At 40.5% G+C, this 16,558-nt stretch carries 17 protein-coding genes; 7 read left to right on the top strand and 10 right to left on the bottom strand.

Translation table 11 applies throughout. The features are described from left to right. The first annotated feature begins 300 nt into the window (after positions 1–300). Positions 301–1,410: a DUF2336 domain-containing protein gene (locus R3D86_02440; protein MEZ5757061.1), complete on the top strand. Its 1,110-nt coding sequence runs from the start codon at positions 301–303 to the stop codon at positions 1,408–1,410. Here R3D86_02440 and R3D86_02435 read toward each other — a convergent pair. The 4 genes from R3D86_02435 to R3D86_02420 are packed head-to-tail and all read right to left on the bottom strand — an operon-like array spanning position 1,407 to position 6,860. After that, positions 1,407–2,750: a TRAP transporter large permease subunit gene (locus R3D86_02435; protein MEZ5757060.1), complete on the bottom strand. Its 1,344-nt coding sequence runs from the start codon at positions 2,748–2,750 to the stop codon at positions 1,407–1,409. The two genes, R3D86_02440 and R3D86_02435, sit on opposite strands and share 4 nt — an antisense overlap. After that, positions 2,743–3,156 (bottom strand): TRAP transporter small permease subunit, encoded by a 414-nt coding sequence (locus tag R3D86_02430; protein MEZ5757059.1) that lies wholly within the window; start codon positions 3,154–3,156, stop codon positions 2,743–2,745. The genes R3D86_02435 and R3D86_02430 overlap by 8 nt, the downstream gene beginning before the upstream one ends. Before the next feature lie 52 nt (positions 3,157–3,208). Then, a complete protein-coding gene (locus R3D86_02425; protein MEZ5757058.1) occupies positions 3,209–4,288 on the bottom strand; it encodes a TRAP transporter substrate-binding protein in 1,080 nt (359 codons plus the stop codon). Further along, positions 4,281–6,860, bottom strand: a complete 2,580-nt coding sequence (locus tag R3D86_02420) for a hypothetical protein (protein MEZ5757057.1) — start codon at positions 6,858–6,860, stop codon at positions 4,281–4,283. Before R3D86_02420 ends, R3D86_02425 begins: the two co-directional genes overlap by 8 nt. A gap of 233 nt (positions 6,861–7,093) precedes the next feature. Between R3D86_02420 and R3D86_02415 the strand changes: the two genes are divergently transcribed. Together R3D86_02415 and R3D86_02410 are read left to right on the top strand one after the other, a co-directional pair. After that, a complete protein-coding gene (locus R3D86_02415; GenBank protein ID MEZ5757056.1) occupies positions 7,094–7,645 on the top strand; it encodes a response regulator in 552 nt (183 codons plus the stop codon). After that, positions 7,638–8,150: a hypothetical protein gene (locus tag R3D86_02410; GenBank protein ID MEZ5757055.1), complete on the top strand. Its 513-nt coding sequence runs from the start codon at positions 7,638–7,640 to the stop codon at positions 8,148–8,150. The genes R3D86_02415 and R3D86_02410 overlap by 8 nt, the downstream gene beginning before the upstream one ends. Before the next feature lies 1 nt (position 8,151). Here R3D86_02410 and R3D86_02405 read toward each other — a convergent pair whose 3' ends face one another. Beyond that, positions 8,152–9,828, bottom strand: coding sequence for a tetratricopeptide repeat protein (locus R3D86_02405; GenBank protein MEZ5757054.1), 1,677 nt, complete (start codon positions 9,826–9,828; stop codon positions 8,152–8,154). Between the two features lie 158 nt (positions 9,829–9,986). Here R3D86_02405 and flbT point away from each other — a divergent pair, with 158 nt between their 5' ends. The 4 genes from flbT to R3D86_02385 all read left to right on the top strand — a co-directional run bounded on the left by flbT (position 9,987) and on the right by R3D86_02385 (position 12,386). Next, positions 9,987–10,382, top strand: a complete 396-nt coding sequence (gene flbT / locus R3D86_02400) for a flagellar biosynthesis repressor FlbT (protein MEZ5757053.1) — start codon at positions 9,987–9,989, stop codon at positions 10,380–10,382. Beyond that, positions 10,372–10,827 carry a flagellar biosynthesis regulator FlaF gene (flaF, locus tag R3D86_02395; GenBank protein MEZ5757052.1) on the top strand — a complete coding sequence of 152 codons (456 nt, stop codon included), beginning with the start codon at positions 10,372–10,374 and terminating at the stop codon, positions 10,825–10,827. The genes flbT and flaF overlap by 11 nt, the downstream gene beginning before the upstream one ends. Positions 10,828–11,070: 243 nt before the next feature. Next, positions 11,071–11,889 (top strand): flagellin, encoded by an 819-nt coding sequence (locus tag R3D86_02390; protein MEZ5757051.1) that lies wholly within the window; start codon positions 11,071–11,073, stop codon positions 11,887–11,889. A gap of 83 nt (positions 11,890–11,972) precedes the next feature. After that, positions 11,973–12,386, top strand: coding sequence for a flagellar protein FlaG (locus tag R3D86_02385; protein ID MEZ5757050.1), 414 nt, complete (start codon positions 11,973–11,975; stop codon positions 12,384–12,386). Positions 12,387–12,482: 96 nt separating this feature from the next. Here the strand turns inward: R3D86_02385 and R3D86_02380 are convergent, their stop codons facing one another. The 5 genes from R3D86_02380 to pseF are packed head-to-tail and all read right to left on the bottom strand — an operon-like array spanning position 12,483 to position 16,434. Further along, a complete protein-coding gene (locus R3D86_02380) occupies positions 12,483–13,106 on the bottom strand; it encodes a hypothetical protein (GenBank protein ID MEZ5757049.1) in 624 nt (207 codons plus the stop codon). Between the two features lie 23 nt (positions 13,107–13,129). After that, positions 13,130–14,185 carry a pseudaminic acid synthase gene (pseI, locus tag R3D86_02375; protein MEZ5757048.1) on the bottom strand — a complete coding sequence of 352 codons (1,056 nt, stop codon included), beginning with the start codon at positions 14,183–14,185 and terminating at the stop codon, positions 13,130–13,132. Continuing rightward, complete coding sequence (locus R3D86_02370; GenBank protein MEZ5757047.1) at positions 14,182–14,622, bottom strand: GNAT family N-acetyltransferase; 441 nt, start codon at positions 14,620–14,622, stop codon at positions 14,182–14,184. Before R3D86_02370 ends, pseI begins: the two co-directional genes overlap by 4 nt. A gap of 22 nt (positions 14,623–14,644) precedes the next feature. Continuing rightward, complete coding sequence (pseG, locus tag R3D86_02365; protein ID MEZ5757046.1) at positions 14,645–15,748, bottom strand: UDP-2,4-diacetamido-2,4,6-trideoxy-beta-L-altropyranose hydrolase; 1,104 nt, start codon at positions 15,746–15,748, stop codon at positions 14,645–14,647. Further along, positions 15,745–16,434, bottom strand: coding sequence for a pseudaminic acid cytidylyltransferase (gene pseF, locus R3D86_02360; protein ID MEZ5757045.1), 690 nt, complete (start codon positions 16,432–16,434; stop codon positions 15,745–15,747). The genes pseG and pseF overlap by 4 nt, the downstream gene beginning before the upstream one ends. Positions 16,435–16,558: the final 124 nt, after the last annotated feature.

Raw genomic sequence — 16,558 nt, 5'->3', positions numbered from 1 at the left:
CTACAATTTAATTCTATCAGAATGGCTTAAATTAGAGCCATTCTTAATCGCTTTAGAAATGCCATTTTTATAAGGCAGAAATGTGACAAATAGAGCTCATATCTACCTGCGTAAGCATAAAGCCATTAATTACAACATGTTATAACATATCATTTTATATTTGGTAAAGACTGTGTGCCAGAATTAATGAAAATTAACGTGAGTTTAACTTTTTCCGTTCAAAATAGTGAAAATTCATATGAACCATGCCGAAAACGGATTCGTTTTTGAATGGATATATTGTTTAAAGGCCATTTATATATGACGGAATATCTTAATAGTGCAGATGTGGCAAGACTACTGGCCGAGCCGACAGCGGAAAATAGGGCAGTTGCAGCTACCAAAGTGAGTGAGCAGTTTAAAGCTGGTAACCTAAGCACTGAAGAAAGAAAAATTGCTGAGGAAATCTTTCAGATAATGGTCAGGGACGCTGAGGTAAGGGTCCGCGAAGCATTGGCAGAAAGTCTTAAAAATTCTGATAGCATTTCGCATGAAATTGCGATTTCACTAGCCAATGACGTGGCCGAGGTTTCCGTGCCCATGCTTAAATTTTCAGAAGTGCTGACGGATGATGACCTTGTTGAAATCATTAAGAGTCAGGGTGCCGATGCCCAGGTTGCGGTGGCATCAAGGTCCACTGTTTCAGCAAGTCTTGCAGATCATATCGTCGAAAACAGTAAGAATGCCGGTGTTGTAGCAACATTGATGAATAATGACGGTGCCAATCTGGAAGAGGGCACCATGGATAAGGCACTTGATAAATACGGGGATGATGAAGAAGTAAACATTCCTATGGCCAAACGTGCGCAGCTCCCGATCAAGGTGGCTGAGCGCCTTGTAACATTGGTTTCAGAGCAGGTACGGGACCACCTTGTTACTCATCACGAAATGTCAGCCAATACGGTCATGGATTTATTCTTCAACGCCAGAGAGCGGGCAACGGCGAACCTTATCCATGATGGGGATGATGAAGTCGGTTTTGCCGCTCTGGTTGACCAGCTTTATGAAAACGGCCGTTTGACGGAAACCCTGATCTTCCGTGCATTATGCCTGGGTGATGTCATTTTCTTTGAAATGGCATTGGCAAAAATTGCCGGTATTCCAATCGGTAACGCTTATCAGCTTATTCATGACCGTGGTGATCTGGGACTAAAGGCAATCTATGAAAAATGTAAATTTTCACCGCATTTATTCCCTGTTGTTACAGTTGCATTGGATGTGGCAAAAGAAATGGTTTCATCTGCATCTGATGATCCGCTTCGTTATAAAAGCAGGATGGTAGAGCGCATTTTAACACGCTGTGAAAAAACAGTTGATATGGAAAGCTTTGAGTATTTTATCACTCAGATTGTCGGCACAAACGCCGCCTAGTTAAGAGCGCCCGGTAACCATAAGGCAATCGCCGGGAAAATCATCACCAATATAAGCCCTAAAAGCTGAATAATAATATAGGGGACAACACCTCTATATATATCCTTCATGCGTATGGAAGGCGGGGCAACCCCTTTCATATAAAAGAGGGCAAAGCCAAATGGGGGCGTAAGGAATGACGTTTGCAGGTTTATGGCCACAAGTACAGCAAACCACGGTAGAATTTGCACCGGCTCAACATGCCCTCCTAAATCAAGTCCATTCAGGATCGGGCTAAAGATAGGCAGAACAATGAGGGTGATTTCAATCCAGTCAAAGAAAAACCCAAGCATAAAGACGATCAACATCAGCATACAGATAACAATCCAGGGACCGCCTGTGAAATTTTCCATAAAATGGATGATAAGATCATCACCGCCCAGAGACCGAAATACATAGGAAAAGGCAGTGGCACCAACAAAAATTCCAAAGATCATGCCGGAGGTTTTAATCGTTTCATCGCACATCTGCCATAATTTCTCGTGCGTAATGCGGTTTTTGGCAAGTGCAAGCATAATGGCCCCAAATGCCCCGACGCCAGCGGCTTCGGTCGGAGTTGCAAAACCCGCAAAAATGGATCCAAGCACAAGTGTGATCAGCAATACGGCAGGGATAAATCCTTTTAGGATAATTAGACCGATATGATCCTGATTTTCGTCAATTTCTTCCGGTTTCTGACCACGGTGCATAATTACGATATAGAGCAAATAAAGACATGCCAGCATTAGCCCCGGGATCAGGGCTGTCATAAATAGATCCGTAACAGAAATGGACAACAGATCCCCCATAATCACAAGCATAATACTAGGCGGAATAAGAATGCCGAGCGTGCCGGCAGCGGCAATTGTGCCACTGGAAAAGTCTTTTCCATAATTTGCGGCAAGAAGGGCAGGATAGGCCATAAGGGATATCATCACGACACTAGCGCCAATGATGCCCGTTGTTGCTGCCATGATCGTCCCAAGAAGAGTAACAGATATCGCTAATCCACCTGGTATTCTTCTTGTCATGACCTTCAGGCTTTGCAAAAGCTCTTCGGCAATTCCACTTCGTTCAAGGATAAGCCCCATGAAAACAAACATGGGAATGGCGATCAGAACAATATTTTCAACCACACCACCAAAAATTCTTGAATTTATCAGAAAGAATTCCCTGAAATTGAAAATGCCGAGTTCCATACCGATGAGACCGAAATAAAGACCGACACCCCCAAGAACAAAGGCAACCGGGAAGCCGGAAAATAGACTGGCAGCAAGGGCCGGAAACATCAGTAACGGCAAAATTTCGATCAGGCTATTCATTTGTATCTTTCCTTCTTAAAAGGACGGATATGGCTGACAAGCCAAGCAGCAGAAACCCGATCGGTAAAAGCGATTTAATGATGAAACGATAGGGAAGTCCGTTGGTATTGGCGGACATCTCACCGGCGGTATAAGATTTCATAGTGAAATCAATGCCAAAGTAAATAACAACCCCACAATAGGGGAGAAGAAATACAAGACAGCCGATAATTTCAATAAGACGGTTGGTCCTTTCCGAAAAATTCTCCCTGAGCAAATCAACACGGACATGGGCATCTTCCATATAGGTAAAGCCGAGGCAAAGCAGAAAAAGAGCGCCATGAAAGTGCCATTCCAGTTCCTGCAGGGCAACCGAGCCCACATTCATAAAACGCCTACCGATCACATCAAGAATAATCGTAAGCATCAGAGCGATCAGAAAAAACCGTCCAAGATATGAGGTTGATTTTAAAATATGGTCAACGGTCCGCTTTAATATAGCCCAGCTCTTTCCATGTTTTGTATGATGCTCTGAATTTTTGTAAAGAGTCCCACGATCTTTTAAAATCGAGGTCTTTTGCGGCTTCTTCTTCGGCAACTTCCATCCATGCGGCCTCAAAAGCATCAAGAATTTCATCCGGCCATTTGTGGAATATTGTCCCGCTGGCTTTTAGCTTGTTAATGGCTTCCGCCTGCAGCGCTTCCCCTTCGGCAATTCCAAAGCGCATATTGTCTCCACAAGTGGTGTAAATTTCCGCTTTTTGCCTTTCGGATAAAGTTTGCCATTTATCCAGATTAATCATTAACTCAAAAAATGTAGATTGCTGATGCCAGCCCGGGAAATAATAGTGCTTTGCAATTTTATCAAACCCAAGTTTCTGATCAACAGCCGGTACGGAAAATTCCGTTGCGTCAATGGCCCCAAGTTCCAGTGCCGGGAAAATATCACCAGTGGCAAGCAGTTGGGTTGAAACTCCCATTTTGCTCATAACGCGGGCGCCAAGGCCAAAGAAACGCATTCTGATACCTTTTAGGTCATCAAGTGTTTTGATTTCCTTTTTAAACCAACCCGAAGCTTCAGGTGGGCTTATACCGCAAATAATGCTGTGGATATTATGTTTATGATAAATATCTTCAAAAATTTCCTTGCCACCGCCATTATAATACCAGGCCATATATTCTGCACTGTCAGGGCCGAAGGGGATTGCTGCGAAGGTCTGCAGGGCGGGTACTTTCCCGCTCCAGAAGCCGGGGGATGACCAGGCGCTGTCCAATGCGCCATATGAGACTGCATCAAATGTTTCAAGTGGCGGGGCGAGAGCACCGGGTTCAAAAAATCTGAACTTGATATTGCCGCCTGAAATCAGATCGATCTGCTGTTCAAACCGCTTGGCCATTGTTCCAAGAATAGTCAGGGTACTAGGGTAAGTGCTGGCAAGTTTGAAATTAACCGGGTTATCTTCTGTCGAGGCATCTGACTTTTTTTCAACATTTCCGCTACAGGCAACCAGTAAAATTAATAGTGTTGCACAATAAACCGATCTGAAGAATTTAATCATTATGTTTAAGTCGTCCGGTTGCTTCTGCAAGCGCAAAGTAAACCTTGCTGATATCCGATGTTATAAGAGTTTCTTTAAATACAGTTTCGGTGGATTCATTAAATGTTGCAAGCAATTCTTCAAATGTATAGATGAAACTATCTACATTTTTTCTAAATTCCGAATTTTCAATATAATGATTTTTAATGTCAGAAACGGCTTGTTTGCTTATATATTTTTTAAATTTGCGGATAAACAGGTTCTTATCACCATCAAGGTAATTGTCCCAGAGCTCTTTAGGAATGCTGCCATCAAGGTAATATATAATATCAATGGATTCTGATTGCAGTTTTTCCATTATCCTTGCAGATACATGCGCAAAATTGACAGAATTGATTTTCTTTAGCTTGGTTTCAATGGCGTTGGCATTCAGGGCAAGGCTCTGGCTGGACAGCTGAATTGCATTTATCATTTGCTGATATTTTTCAGCATTTTTATTCAGCGCCCTGTTTGTTTCATCCAGTGCTTCAATAGCACTATTGGAGGCAATTTGAATGCTGTCTGTGCTGCGCAGAAGCTCGCTGGAAATTCTTCTGATATTTTCTTCGGAAGTTGAAAGCGTATTTTCAGTTGCTTTTTCAAGCTTTGAAAGCTCGCCCATGATGCTTTCAATTTTTTTCATGCTTTCATTATGCTCGATGCTGACATTGTTTGCCGTCAGGAGCCATTCTTCAATAATTTCAGTGGTTTCTTTTTCTCTATTCAGAATATTATCAGTTGCTTTAAGGCTGGCATTCTGAATTTCTGTAATACTGTTTTTGCTGCGGTTCTGTACTTCTGTAATCTGATTTGTAAGTTCAGAAGTCTGTGAAATGATGCTTTCAATAACCTGTTGACCATGAGCCCCAAGGTTTGTAGAGCTTTTTTTGATTTTATCTATGGAAACAGCCAGCCCGTCTTCAATAACAGTAATACAGGAAAGCATGTCGACCTGCTGCTTTTTAAGTTCATTTTCAGTTCTGACCATTCTTTCCTGAAAACTGGCGGCATATTTTTCCAATGCTTGATGTTCGGTTTGCAGAAGAGTAGTACGGTCAACAATATCAGCTCTTGTCTCGCCAAGTGATTTTCCAATATAGTCCGACTGCTCTTCAATTGAAGACAGAATTTCCTGCAAATATTTTTCCGTTTCTGCTTTGCTGTTTTCAATATGGCCGGACAGCTTATTGATATTGCGCGCAAGAATGTCCGAAATGGCCTCATTACCGCGTTCAAGGTCAGCTTCGATATTCTGGAACTGAATTGAGATATCATCGCCTAGGGATAGGGCTTTATCAGTAAGAATATTTGAAATTTCATCTAGGTTCTGTTTGATGCTGTCTTCAAGATCGCTTGATACGCGGTTAAGGTCGTTCGCTTTTTCAGTGAAATAATCACTTGCTCTGGCTATGCTTATTTTACTGTTTTCAGTTGCCTCATCAATAGATGTTCCCATAAAGCGGGTTTGCTTTTCAATTGCAGCGCCGCTTGCAGAAATGTCTTTAAGGGTTTTTTCGGCAATTCTAGAAAGCTCCTCAGCTTGGGTTTTTATTTCCCTGGTTATTTTCTCGCTTGTTTTTGATGATTTTCCACTAAAATCGTTTAGTGTGTTGGCCTGTTTATCAAGTTTCTCACAAATTGAGCCGACTTCGTCCATCAAGGTTGTCATGAAATTATTAAGAACTGCTCTTCTTTCATCAAAGCCGTCAATGACTTCACTTAGATGATGATAGGAATGGTTTGACTGATCCGTAATATCATCGGAAATTTTAGCAAGTCTTTTGCCAAGTCCTTCGAGATTTTCCTCAATCTGTTTTGATCTGTTTTCAAGAGTTTTGTTTTGAAAGCTCAACTCATTATTCAAAAATTCAGAGTGCTTTTTTGTATCGTCGCTTGTTTGCTGCACATCTTCCCTGAACTGTTTGAATTGCACAGTCAACTGTTCAGTCTGTTTTTGAATATCTGATGTCAATGTTGAAATCGCTTCCCGCTCGCCGGAAAGCTTTTCTCTGATTTGAGAGGATCTTGCATCCGCATCAATAGTTGCATCGAAAAGTTCTGAAATCTGTTTTTTAAAATCTTCCTGAAGTTTCTGAAACCGGTTTGCGGCAACGTCACCGGCTTTGTCAATTTTATCTATTTCAGTTTTTAGGTTATCAATAATTTTGACAATTCTTGTCCGGGTAATTTCCACAGGGTTCAGAAGCTGGTCAAGCCCTGTTTCAAGGGCGCGATAATTTTCTTCAATCGGATTAACACGTATTAATACCAGACATAATATCCAGATCAAAACCAAAGGAAGCATCACTCCGGAAAGAATTGCTGACAATTCCATAAGCGGCATTGAAGCAAGATTAATCCCGGAGTTTTTTGCGATATAAACACAAAAAGAAATCCAACAAATAGTGATCAGTCCAGCAAAATATACCGGCCACCGACGCTTGAATTTATTCCAAAATGACAGATTTTCTACACTGTTTAAGTTGGAATGTTTCAGCGATGATGGGTGTGCCGTAACGACCTGCCTGGTTTTTATGCCTTTTTTGTCACTCATATACCTGATCTGCCTAAAAATACTCTACTGCATCTATTGTATCAGTGCAGCCTATTGATCGCAAGAGGATCGCACCAATTGATAATGGTGTTTTTTATAACGCCTCAATGATTATTATATCATTAAAATCTGGTAATATTATTTAATTAATTATAATTTATAATTTGTTTACCATAATAGAGTTTAAATGGCTAACAGATGTTAATAAAGTAATATAATTAAAGAGATAATTTATGAGTGGGATTGATTTAAGTCGAATAAGTGTTCTTGTTGTGGAAGACAGCCCCTTTATCCGTGCATTATTGGTAAACAGTGTTAGAATTCTCGGCGTTCAGTCAGTAAGATCCGTTGATGACGGTGCCGAAGCGATCGAATTTATCAAGCTGGTTGAAGAAAATCCCATGAAAGCCGGTATGATGTCGGTTGATATTGTGATCAGTGACTGGGAAATGAGCCCGGTAAATGGTCTTATGCTGCTGCGCTGGATCAGACGCCATAAGGACAGCAGGGACCGATTTAAACCATTTATAATGCTGACCGGATATTCAGAACCGAAAAGAGTACATGAAGCGCGCGAAATGGGTGTTACAGAATTCATGTCAAAGCCATTCTCCGTTAACGCCTTGGCGGACAAACTTAAATCCGTAATTTTTAAACCAAGACAATTTGTTCATACAAGCTCTTATTTCGGTCCTGACAGACGGCGCCAGGAAATTCCGTTTAGCGGGGAAGACAGACGTAAATTAACCTATAACAGTCCTGAAGTGGAGATAGTCAATGTCTAAGCCAGGTGTCAAGGTTCGCTTTTATCGCATAAAAAACAGACTGAAGGAAAAGACCGCAGGTCTTGGACTTGATGCCAATGCGGTTATCGAATTTGATGATGATCTGCTTACAGAAGCGGAAGAAGCCTTAAATGAAATGGCCGAAGATTATCCGGATTGGGTTATGAGTGTTATTGATGAACTGTTTGAAGTTCATCGGCGCTGCGTTGATGATGAAACAAACCGTAAAGGGTATTTTGAACGGATTAACTCAATTGCTCATGATATGAAGGGGCAGGGCGGGACATTTGGCTACCAGTTGATCACCGATTTTGCCGAAGGGCTTTATAATTTTACGTCGTCCGGTTCAGGATTAACAGATAACCACGTGGAAATTATTAAAGCGCATATTGATGCCATGCGTGTGGTGATCCGTGACCGCATAGATGGTGATGGTGGTGAAATTGGTAAAGAACTGAAAATGGGACTGGAACAGTCTGTTGCGAAATACAACAATCGAAAATAATTTATTTTCTTTTTGCTTTTAACCATTTTCCCAGTTCCGAAGCACAATTGGCCATATGACCGGACCACGGGTCATTGTCGTTTTTCTCAAGGATTCTTGATTTCGGGTTCCATTTTGGTTTATCCTCACCAAAACTCCACCAATGCATTCCGGAAATAATAAACCATGTTTCCACCCCAGCCATCTGGGACTGCATTGTTGGCGCTGATGAAGGACCAATGACCAGATCAAGTGAACTCATCATTGCTGTCGTCGCTTCAAAATCATCCCTGAGGTCCAAATCCTTGAAATTATGAATTTTAATTCCGGTTTTTTCCTCTAACTCAGCCAACTCTGCGTCACAGTCTCCATATTGAACATTTACATAATTTACATTTGGGTGCTCTAATAATGGTTTCCAGTTGAGTAATTCAGTGTAATTTCGCGACCTGTTAGCGAGTGTTATACCGCTTCGCCAGGCAACCCCAATGGAAATTTTATGCGGCAGCTTATCAAGCTCTTTTTTCCAGTGCTTAACAATTTTCTGATCAGGTTTTAATGTAGGAATAATGTTATCTTTAATGTCTTCATATGATTGCCATTTATATTTTGTGACATCACAGGCAGCACACTGATAATCAAATTCTTCAAGATTAAAATCCGGAAAGGCGCGAAAAATATCATCACTCTGCTTATTAAGCTTTGTGAGAGTTTTTTCAACTTGGGCATCTGGAAAGCTGCTTCTAAATAATGGTACCAGCCTCTCGGCACAGGCTATACCAACTTTATCGGCTTCCTTAATTAATTCATTAAAATGCCACGTAAACAAAATTTCATCACCGATGCCCTGTTCGCAAAAGACAAATATTTTTTTTCCTTTAAGCGGCTCTCCCTGCCAATAAGGAAGCTGATTAAATCTTATTGTCAGTTTTATTTTTGCATCATGCCGCCATTGATATTCCTCCCAACCTTCTTTGAACTGCCGGGTGCTGAGCAACAGGGTTGCAAGATACAGATGGGGGTCCTTCATTGTTGGTTGAACTTTAATGGCCTTTCTTATCATTTCCTCGGCTTTTTTATAATTACCTACGGAATAATATGCTGGCGCAATATTGTTTAAGGCTTGTGCATTTTCCGGATTGAGTTTAAGGGACTCCTCAAAAAATACGATCGCTTTTTCTTTACCGTCGCGAAAAGCCACAATGGACCCCAATGTATTCCATAGCTCGACAGATTGCGGAAATAAGGGTAGAACATCCTGAAGAATTGAAATGGCTTCATTAAGTTTGCCGTCTTCCCTGAGCGCGGTTGCATAATTATTATACCCTATTGGGTCATTGGGGCTTAGTCTTATATGGTGAGCATGAATTTTTGCAGCAAGATCAAAAAATTGCATATTATAAGCGGCATTCCCTAAAACCAGAACATTGGCCGGATCATCTGGATTTGCTTCAAGCGCATGGGACATGACCTGTAAAGCGGCCTGTTTATTGTCGATTTTAAATAAGCTGTCAGCCAGCAACATGAATAACTGAGAATTTTTAGTATCATACTCCATTGCTTTATTAAGATGTTTAATTGCATTTATGAAGTCAGAGTTTCTGTGATACGTAATGCCTTTTTTTAAGAGTTTTATATACTGAGCCTTATTTTTAGGAGGAGAAGGTTCCGGCGAAATTTTTTTTCTCTTGTTTGTCATTTAAATGCCCGTAATTGCTATTTTTATTAATATATGACTATTTATATAAAATATTCTTTATCATTTTTAGATTATATTAACCATTTAATTGTGAAATGGTTAACAGAAGTATATTATCCTCGTTATTAATAATACAGGATATAGGAAGAAAAAATAAAATGGCGTTGAAATTATCGTTAAAGCCCGGGGAAAAATTTGTTGTAAATGGAGCCGTCATCGTAAATGGTGATCGGCGCTCAACTTTGGTGCTACAAAATAAAGCGTCCCTGCTTAGGGAAAAGGACATTCTTCCTTCCGAGCAGGTTGATACACCTGTTAAACATGTCTATTTCCCCATCATGCTTATGTACATGGATCCAGCTGGCTTTAATAAATATCATGAACAGTTTGTTCTAAGAATGACAGAATTTCTTGGTGTGGTAGAAGACCCGGAAACCAAACTGCTTTGTGTGGCAATCAGCAAGGATGTCATGGAAGGTGAATTTTATAAAGCACTGATGAAATGTAAAAAATTATTTGAGTATGAAAATCTGAGATTAGCACATGTCACTTAATGCCTACCAGAATACAAGTAAAACAACCGAAACACCGCAGCAAACGGAATATCGACTATTTGTTGACGTAACCCGCGCCCTGATGGATGCAAAAGGATTGGCAAAAACCGATCAGAAATTGCATGACGCGCTTTACTGGAACAGACGGATGTGGTCAACGTTTGCCACGGATTGTGCGGTAGAGGGAAACCAGCTTCCAAAAACACTTCGGGCGCAAATAATATCTCTATCCATATGGGTCGGTAAGCACAGCTCAAAAATTATCAGGGAAAACGAGGATATCCAGGCGCTTATAGATGTAAACAGGAGTGTGATGGAAGGGCTTGCAATGCAGCAAAAAAATGCAGCGGCCCTGCAGGAACAGAATCAGCAGCAGCATACATCTCAGACCACCGGATACTCACCTGAATCTTCACCACATTCAGGGACTTCAATTAAGGTATAATATGGTTAATTTTTGTTAACTATATTAATTTTTTAGTTGTAACTCATTATAATATATGATTTATTGAACTTATTAATGAAAAGGTGAATCTTGTTAAATTTTTGTTAAAGGGTTGTAGAATAATTTGGTCAGGTTAGTAGGTGTCAGAAAGACATTTTTGTTAACATTATAACTGGCTGAAATAAATTCGGCTCTAACTGGAGCAAAATGCTCCGTAACATACTCTAGAATGGAGATTATACTATGGGTTTTTCCGTAAATACAAACGCAGGTGCGCTCGTTGCTCTGCAAAATCTGAATAAAACAAATTCACAATTAAATATTGTTCAAAGCAGAATTAACACTGGTCTTAAAGTGGCTGGTGCTAAGGATGATGCATCTGTTTTTGCGATTGCACAAAAACAACGTGCCGAGCTTGGTGGTCTAAGAGCTGTTAAATCAAGTCTTGACCGTGCGACTGGTGCCGTTGATGTGGCTTTGGCCGGCGCGGAAGCAGTTTCTGATCTTTTGGTTCAACTGAAAGAAAAAGCTGTTGCTTCACGTGACCAGGGTAATGATGCAACGTCACGCGGACTTCTTAATAACGATTATCGTCAGCTTGTTTCACAAATTAATACAATTGTGAAAAATGCTCAATTTAACGGATTGAATGCACTTCAAGCTAATAATATCGTTGCGATCGTTGATGCGAATGGTCTATCAGCAAATGCTATTACGATTACTGCACAAGATATCGATTCAACAACTCTGGCACTTGCAACAACGTCTATTGACACATCTGCAAATGCTCTTGCTGCTGTTACAGCGATTTCTACTGCGATTGCTACTGTGAATGCTTCACTATCAGCACTTGGTGCGGGTTCAAAACGTATTGAGGTTGTTGGAACATTCATTGAGAAGCTTTCTGACGCTATCGAAGTTGGTATTGGTAATCTGGTTGATGCTGATCTGGCTCGTGAAAGTGCGAACTTGCAGTCACTGCAGGTGAAACAGCAACTTGGCTTGCAAGCCTTGTCTATTGCGAACCAGGCACCTGGAACAGTGCTCTCACTATTCCGTTAATTGGTTATTTGATTTTTGGTGGGGTATTTTATACCTCACCAAAGTCATCAACTTAGCAATTCAGATAAGGAATAAAGATTATTATGGTAGATGGAATTAACACATATGGTGGGGGCTTAACCGCTGCTCGTGTTATTCAGGACGCTGCCCTCCCTAAAAGGAATGTAGGTGGCACCGCCACTGAAAATACTGATGCGGCTCCGGAAGCTGCTAATGCGGTACAGTCCAAAACCATTAATAACCTACTGAAAAAAGATACAAAACAAGCGGGTGATTTTGTCAGTCAGGCGGAAGCTATATTGAATAAAGCGCTCACTTTGAAATCAGCAAATACAAAATTGAGTATTGATGTTGATGGTGAATCAGGATTGTTTGTTTATAAAAGTGTAGATAAAAAATCCGGTGAAGTTGTATCCCAATTTCCCGCCGAGGAAGTGCTGGCACTCATTGCCTATTACCGGGAAACGGAGGGACTTGTTGTCGATGAGACAGCATAATAAAAAGAGTTTAGTATGATTAATATAAGTTTATAAAAAACCTGCATGAAAATTATTCCTGCAGGTTTTTTGTTATAAAATTTATTAATTTTAAACTTACCCGGTTTTTTCCATTAGAAACCAGGTAATATCATCCTGAGGGAATGACGGGTCATTTTTATAGGCAAACCCATAATCAATAAGCCTAAGATCAGGATAGGTTTTTAGCATTTCCCCGCAAAAGTCTCTTTTATATAATCTCTCGGCATGACCTCTATAATTAATTTCCACAGGTGAGGGGTTATAATATTCACAAACCAGAATATATTTGTTCGAGGCATTATAAAGAGCTTCATAAACATTAGGCAGCATTTCCGGGTTGATGTGTATGAGTACCCCTTTAATAAGAGAGAGGGTAACCTTCTTTTTAATTTTAAAGTCAAAAATTGAACTGTTGAACACATTCTTTTCACCTAAAAACCTGCATAATTCCGTTGCGGCTTTCTCATTAATTTCAATGCCAAACTGTTCCTGATGTGGATAAAGGAGCTTTAAAGCCCTCAGGTTCATTCCTATATTGGCACCAAACTCAATCACTGAATCTAAACCGGATGCTGAGTTGAGGGCTTTTGAGAAGAAATTTAGATTGGAGGCAAGCAGTTCATCCCCCTGATTTCGGCCTATATAATCGTCGCCAAATTCACCAGCCCAAAATTCTTCCTGTTCGGTTTTATAACTCATATTCATTCTTTCCAAATGTCAGTTTATTCTATCAGCTCAAATTTAACCGGTGTACCACGGGCTATATCAGTTTTAACTTTTTTTCCCAATATTTCATCATAATATTTTGGAGCAATGCCAAATCCGGGGCGGATACTGCGCATATTTTTACCCGTAATAATGTCGCCTTTTTTCAAATCCTCAACAAAATAAAGGGACCGCCGGAATTTTAAATTCTGCTCTTCGGCAGGTTTTCGATCATAACTTGCCGTGCCGAGTGCCTGCCACGCATTTTTTGTTTCATCACATAATATTTTCAGCTGCTTGTCGGTCAGCGAGAAAGCGCTATCGGGTCCTTCTTCATCATCATCAAGTTTAAAATGTTTTTCAATGACGGACGCGCCTAGCGCGATCGATGAAACAGCAACTGTCGTGCCTAATGTATGATCCGAAAGACCGGCGACGACATCAAAACGTTTTTCAATATCTGCTATTGTTCTTAAATTCGACTGATCAACAGGGGCAGGATAACTGCTGATACAGTGAAGCAGACATAGTTGGTCGCAACCATATTTTCTTGCCGTTTCGACGGCAAGTGTAATTTCCTGCTCATCTGCCATTCCGGTGGACATAATCATCGGTTTTCCCGTTTTGGCCACTTTCCGGATCAGCGGAATATCCACAAGTTCAAAGGAGGCAATTTTATAGGCGGGTGCATTCAGGCTTACTAGTAAGTCGACAGCCGTATGATCAAACGGGCTGCTGAAAAGTGTAATGCCCAGCTCTTTGGCTTTATCAAATAGAGCCTGATGCCATTCAAATGGGGTTTCCGCCCATTTATAAAGTTTATGAAGACTATAGCCATCCCAAAGGCCACCATCATTGATCATGAAATCATCACTTTCACAGTCAATGGTTATTGTATCAGCCGTATAGGTTTGAATTTTTACGGCGTCTGCCCCCGCATCCTTGGCAGCCACAATGGATTTTAAAGCACGGTCAATTGATCCATTATGATTGGCGGAAAGTTCTGCAATAATATAGGGAGGGTAGTTATGGCCAATTTTCCGTCCGGCTATTTCAATAAATTTCTGGGTCATTTCATTGTATATATCAGTATATTGTTAATACATTCTTTTTGGACAAAACCACATTTTTCAAAGAGAGCGATGCTCGCTTTATTCTCTGATTTAATTTTTGCGATGATTGTGTCAAATTTCCATTCTTTTCTTATTTCGTCAATTGCAATAGAAAGTGTTTTAACAGCCAATCCCTGACCTCTGAACGCGGGATTTAAATTTATGGAAACAATCAAGTCCTGATCTGCACGATCAAATCTTACCACGCCAACTTTTTTATTCTCACTTTCTAAAATATAAAGCCTTAAATTATTGTTTTTTAATGTTTTTTCCAGCCAGTTAACATGATTCTCAAAATTGATTTCTCCCGTATCAATTGACATTTGTCTGGTCGTCAAATCATTGCGCCAGATAAATATGTCTCTGCAATCTTCCATGGTTGCTGTGCGTAATTTCATTCAATTCCCCTGCCGGAAGATATCATATAGCCATTTTGGATTTGAGACTAGAAACAATTTTCTCAGCTCCTGTGCCGTCACAAATTTCACTCGAGATTTGTTGCATGACATTTATTCTTGAAGGGTTTTGAAAAAGCTCATTTATCATTTCTGACAGTTTCTTTGCTGACAGGCCTGCTGCGTTTCCGGCATTGATAATGGCCCCCTTTTTTTCCAGAGCATTTATGGTATCGCGCTGATTATCAGCAAGACAAACCACAATGCTGGGCAGAGCAAGACAGCATCTTTCCCAGGTGGTTGTTCCCCCGGCACCAAGCGCCAGATCGGCTTTCATCATTAAATCGGCCATGTTATTGGTATTAATGTGTAGACTCACGTCAAGCTGACTTTTATCAATGAATTCTTTAAGTTCTACCTGATTTTGGTTGGATGGGCCGAGCACCAAGTCAATTATAAATTTCTTTGCCGGATAAAGCATTTCGCAGGCGTTTAGGGCAAGGAGAGATATATTATCCGGGTCGCTGCCGCCAAATGAAATTAAAATAGTTTCTATCGAATTTTTTTGTTTCCTGCTTTCAAGAACAGCTTTTCGTCCAGCTGAATATTCTTCGCGGAGCAGAGCAAATTGGGAGCCAATAAAATTCACACAGTGCATGGGGACAAGATCTTTATATCTGTTTTCGTCAACGCCATAAGTCTGGTCAAGCAGGAAGTCGCAGTCGTGGCTGCGGTCGGCAAGATCATCAATAACAAATATGTGTTTTGTATAGTTTCTGGCCTGTTTATGCCAGTTTTGGTCCAGTGAATAATGATCAATTATTATCATATCCGGCTGAAAATTTTGAAGAAACGGTCTACAGGCATCAAAGTCTTTCGTCTGATCAGCCTCTGACCAGATAGACATAGTGGAGTGGGTTGTGTTTTGGTTATTATTACTTAAGGGCAGAAGATTAGCTTGAAAACCATTTTTTTCTATGGTTTCTGCCATATTGCCTTTCAGGTCTTTGCACAAAAAGAAGATTTCACAACCGGATTTTCTTAATGCCGCAGCAAGCGTAAGGCAGCGCATGACGTGACCCGTTCCGATCGTTATGGATGCATCAGCGCGGAACAGTATTTTTTTCATTGTAAGTTCGCTTTATAAAGGCGCTCTGCCCTTATCCAGTCTTCTTCATTATCAATATCCTGAACCAGATATCTGGGAAGAATAACAGGAATTGATGCTTTTGAAAAAAAGGGGACATCGGCAAGAAAAGCGTCCGGTCTGCCCCAGTAAAACTGCCCGGCATCATGATAGGCTTCCTCAAGATCCTGTGAACGGGTCAATAAATATTCAGGTGAGAACATTTCAATTCTTCCCTCATTAATTTTTATAGCTCGCTGGATGGGAAAAGGAAAACTGGTGACTGATAAGGCAAAGTCGGCATCCTTGTTTTTTTCCAAATAATCAAGGCCTAATTTAATATCTTTTTCCCTGATAAAAGGCGCGGTTGCATATATGCAGCACAGAAGATCAATAGAAATATTATTATTTTTCAACCAGTTAACGGCATGTTTTATCACATCATTTGTGGTGGCATAATCGTCTGAAATCGTTGCTGGACGGTCAAAGGGTACTTCGGCACCAGCCGCCAATGCGACTTTTTTGATCTCAGGACAATCGGTTGAAACGATGATCCGATCAAAACAATTACTTTTTTTTGCGGCTTCGATTGAATAGGCAATAATAGGCTTGCCTAAAAAATTACGAATATTCTTTCCGGGAATTCTTTTACTTCCCCCTCTTGCTGGTATAAGGGCAATATTCGCCATTTTAATATTTCCTCTATTTTTGCCATTTATAGCAGAAAAAGGCTTATAAAAACACTATTAAAGCTTTGTTATATATGATTTTTCATGTAAGCTACAGCGATAATTACTAAATATTTCTTGGATA

Source organism: Emcibacteraceae bacterium (assembly GCA_041396985.1).
Classification (GTDB): domain Bacteria; phylum Pseudomonadota; class Alphaproteobacteria; order Sphingomonadales; family Emcibacteraceae; genus Pseudemcibacter.
This window is presented reverse-complemented; position numbering and strand designations above follow the sequence as displayed.

Coding starts and splice junctions, on each gene's coding strand:
- R3D86_02410 (MEZ5757055.1), top strand. CDS start 7,638: ATGTCTAAGCCAGGTGTCAAGGTTCGCTTTTATCGCATAAAAAACAGA.
- R3D86_02380 (MEZ5757049.1), bottom strand. CDS start 13,106: ATGAGTTATAAAACCGAACAGGAAGAATTTTGGGCTGGTGAATTTGGC.
- pseG (MEZ5757046.1), bottom strand. CDS start 15,748: ATGAAAAAAATACTGTTCCGCGCTGATGCATCCATAACGATCGGAACG.
- R3D86_02390 (MEZ5757051.1), top strand. CDS start 11,071: ATGGGTTTTTCCGTAAATACAAACGCAGGTGCGCTCGTTGCTCTGCAA.
- flaF (MEZ5757052.1), top strand. CDS start 10,372: ATGTCACTTAATGCCTACCAGAATACAAGTAAAACAACCGAAACACCG.
- R3D86_02425 (MEZ5757058.1), bottom strand. CDS start 4,288: ATGATTAAATTCTTCAGATCGGTTTATTGTGCAACACTATTAATTTTA.
- R3D86_02440 (MEZ5757061.1), top strand. CDS start 301: ATGACGGAATATCTTAATAGTGCAGATGTGGCAAGACTACTGGCCGAG.
- R3D86_02370 (MEZ5757047.1), bottom strand. CDS start 14,622: ATGAAATTACGCACAGCAACCATGGAAGATTGCAGAGACATATTTATC.
- R3D86_02430 (MEZ5757059.1), bottom strand. CDS start 3,156: ATGCTTACGATTATTCTTGATGTGATCGGTAGGCGTTTTATGAATGTG.
- flbT (MEZ5757053.1), top strand. CDS start 9,987: ATGGCGTTGAAATTATCGTTAAAGCCCGGGGAAAAATTTGTTGTAAAT.
- R3D86_02420 (MEZ5757057.1), bottom strand. CDS start 6,860: ATGAGTGACAAAAAAGGCATAAAAACCAGGCAGGTCGTTACGGCACAC.
- R3D86_02435 (MEZ5757060.1), bottom strand. CDS start 2,750: ATGAATAGCCTGATCGAAATTTTGCCGTTACTGATGTTTCCGGCCCTT.
- R3D86_02405 (MEZ5757054.1), bottom strand. CDS start 9,828: ATGACAAACAAGAGAAAAAAAATTTCGCCGGAACCTTCTCCTCCTAAA.
- R3D86_02415 (MEZ5757056.1), top strand. CDS start 7,094: ATGAGTGGGATTGATTTAAGTCGAATAAGTGTTCTTGTTGTGGAAGAC.
- pseF (MEZ5757045.1), bottom strand. CDS start 16,434: ATGGCGAATATTGCCCTTATACCAGCAAGAGGGGGAAGTAAAAGAATT.
- pseI (MEZ5757048.1), bottom strand. CDS start 14,185: ATGACCCAGAAATTTATTGAAATAGCCGGACGGAAAATTGGCCATAAC.
- R3D86_02385 (MEZ5757050.1), top strand. CDS start 11,973: ATGGTAGATGGAATTAACACATATGGTGGGGGCTTAACCGCTGCTCGT.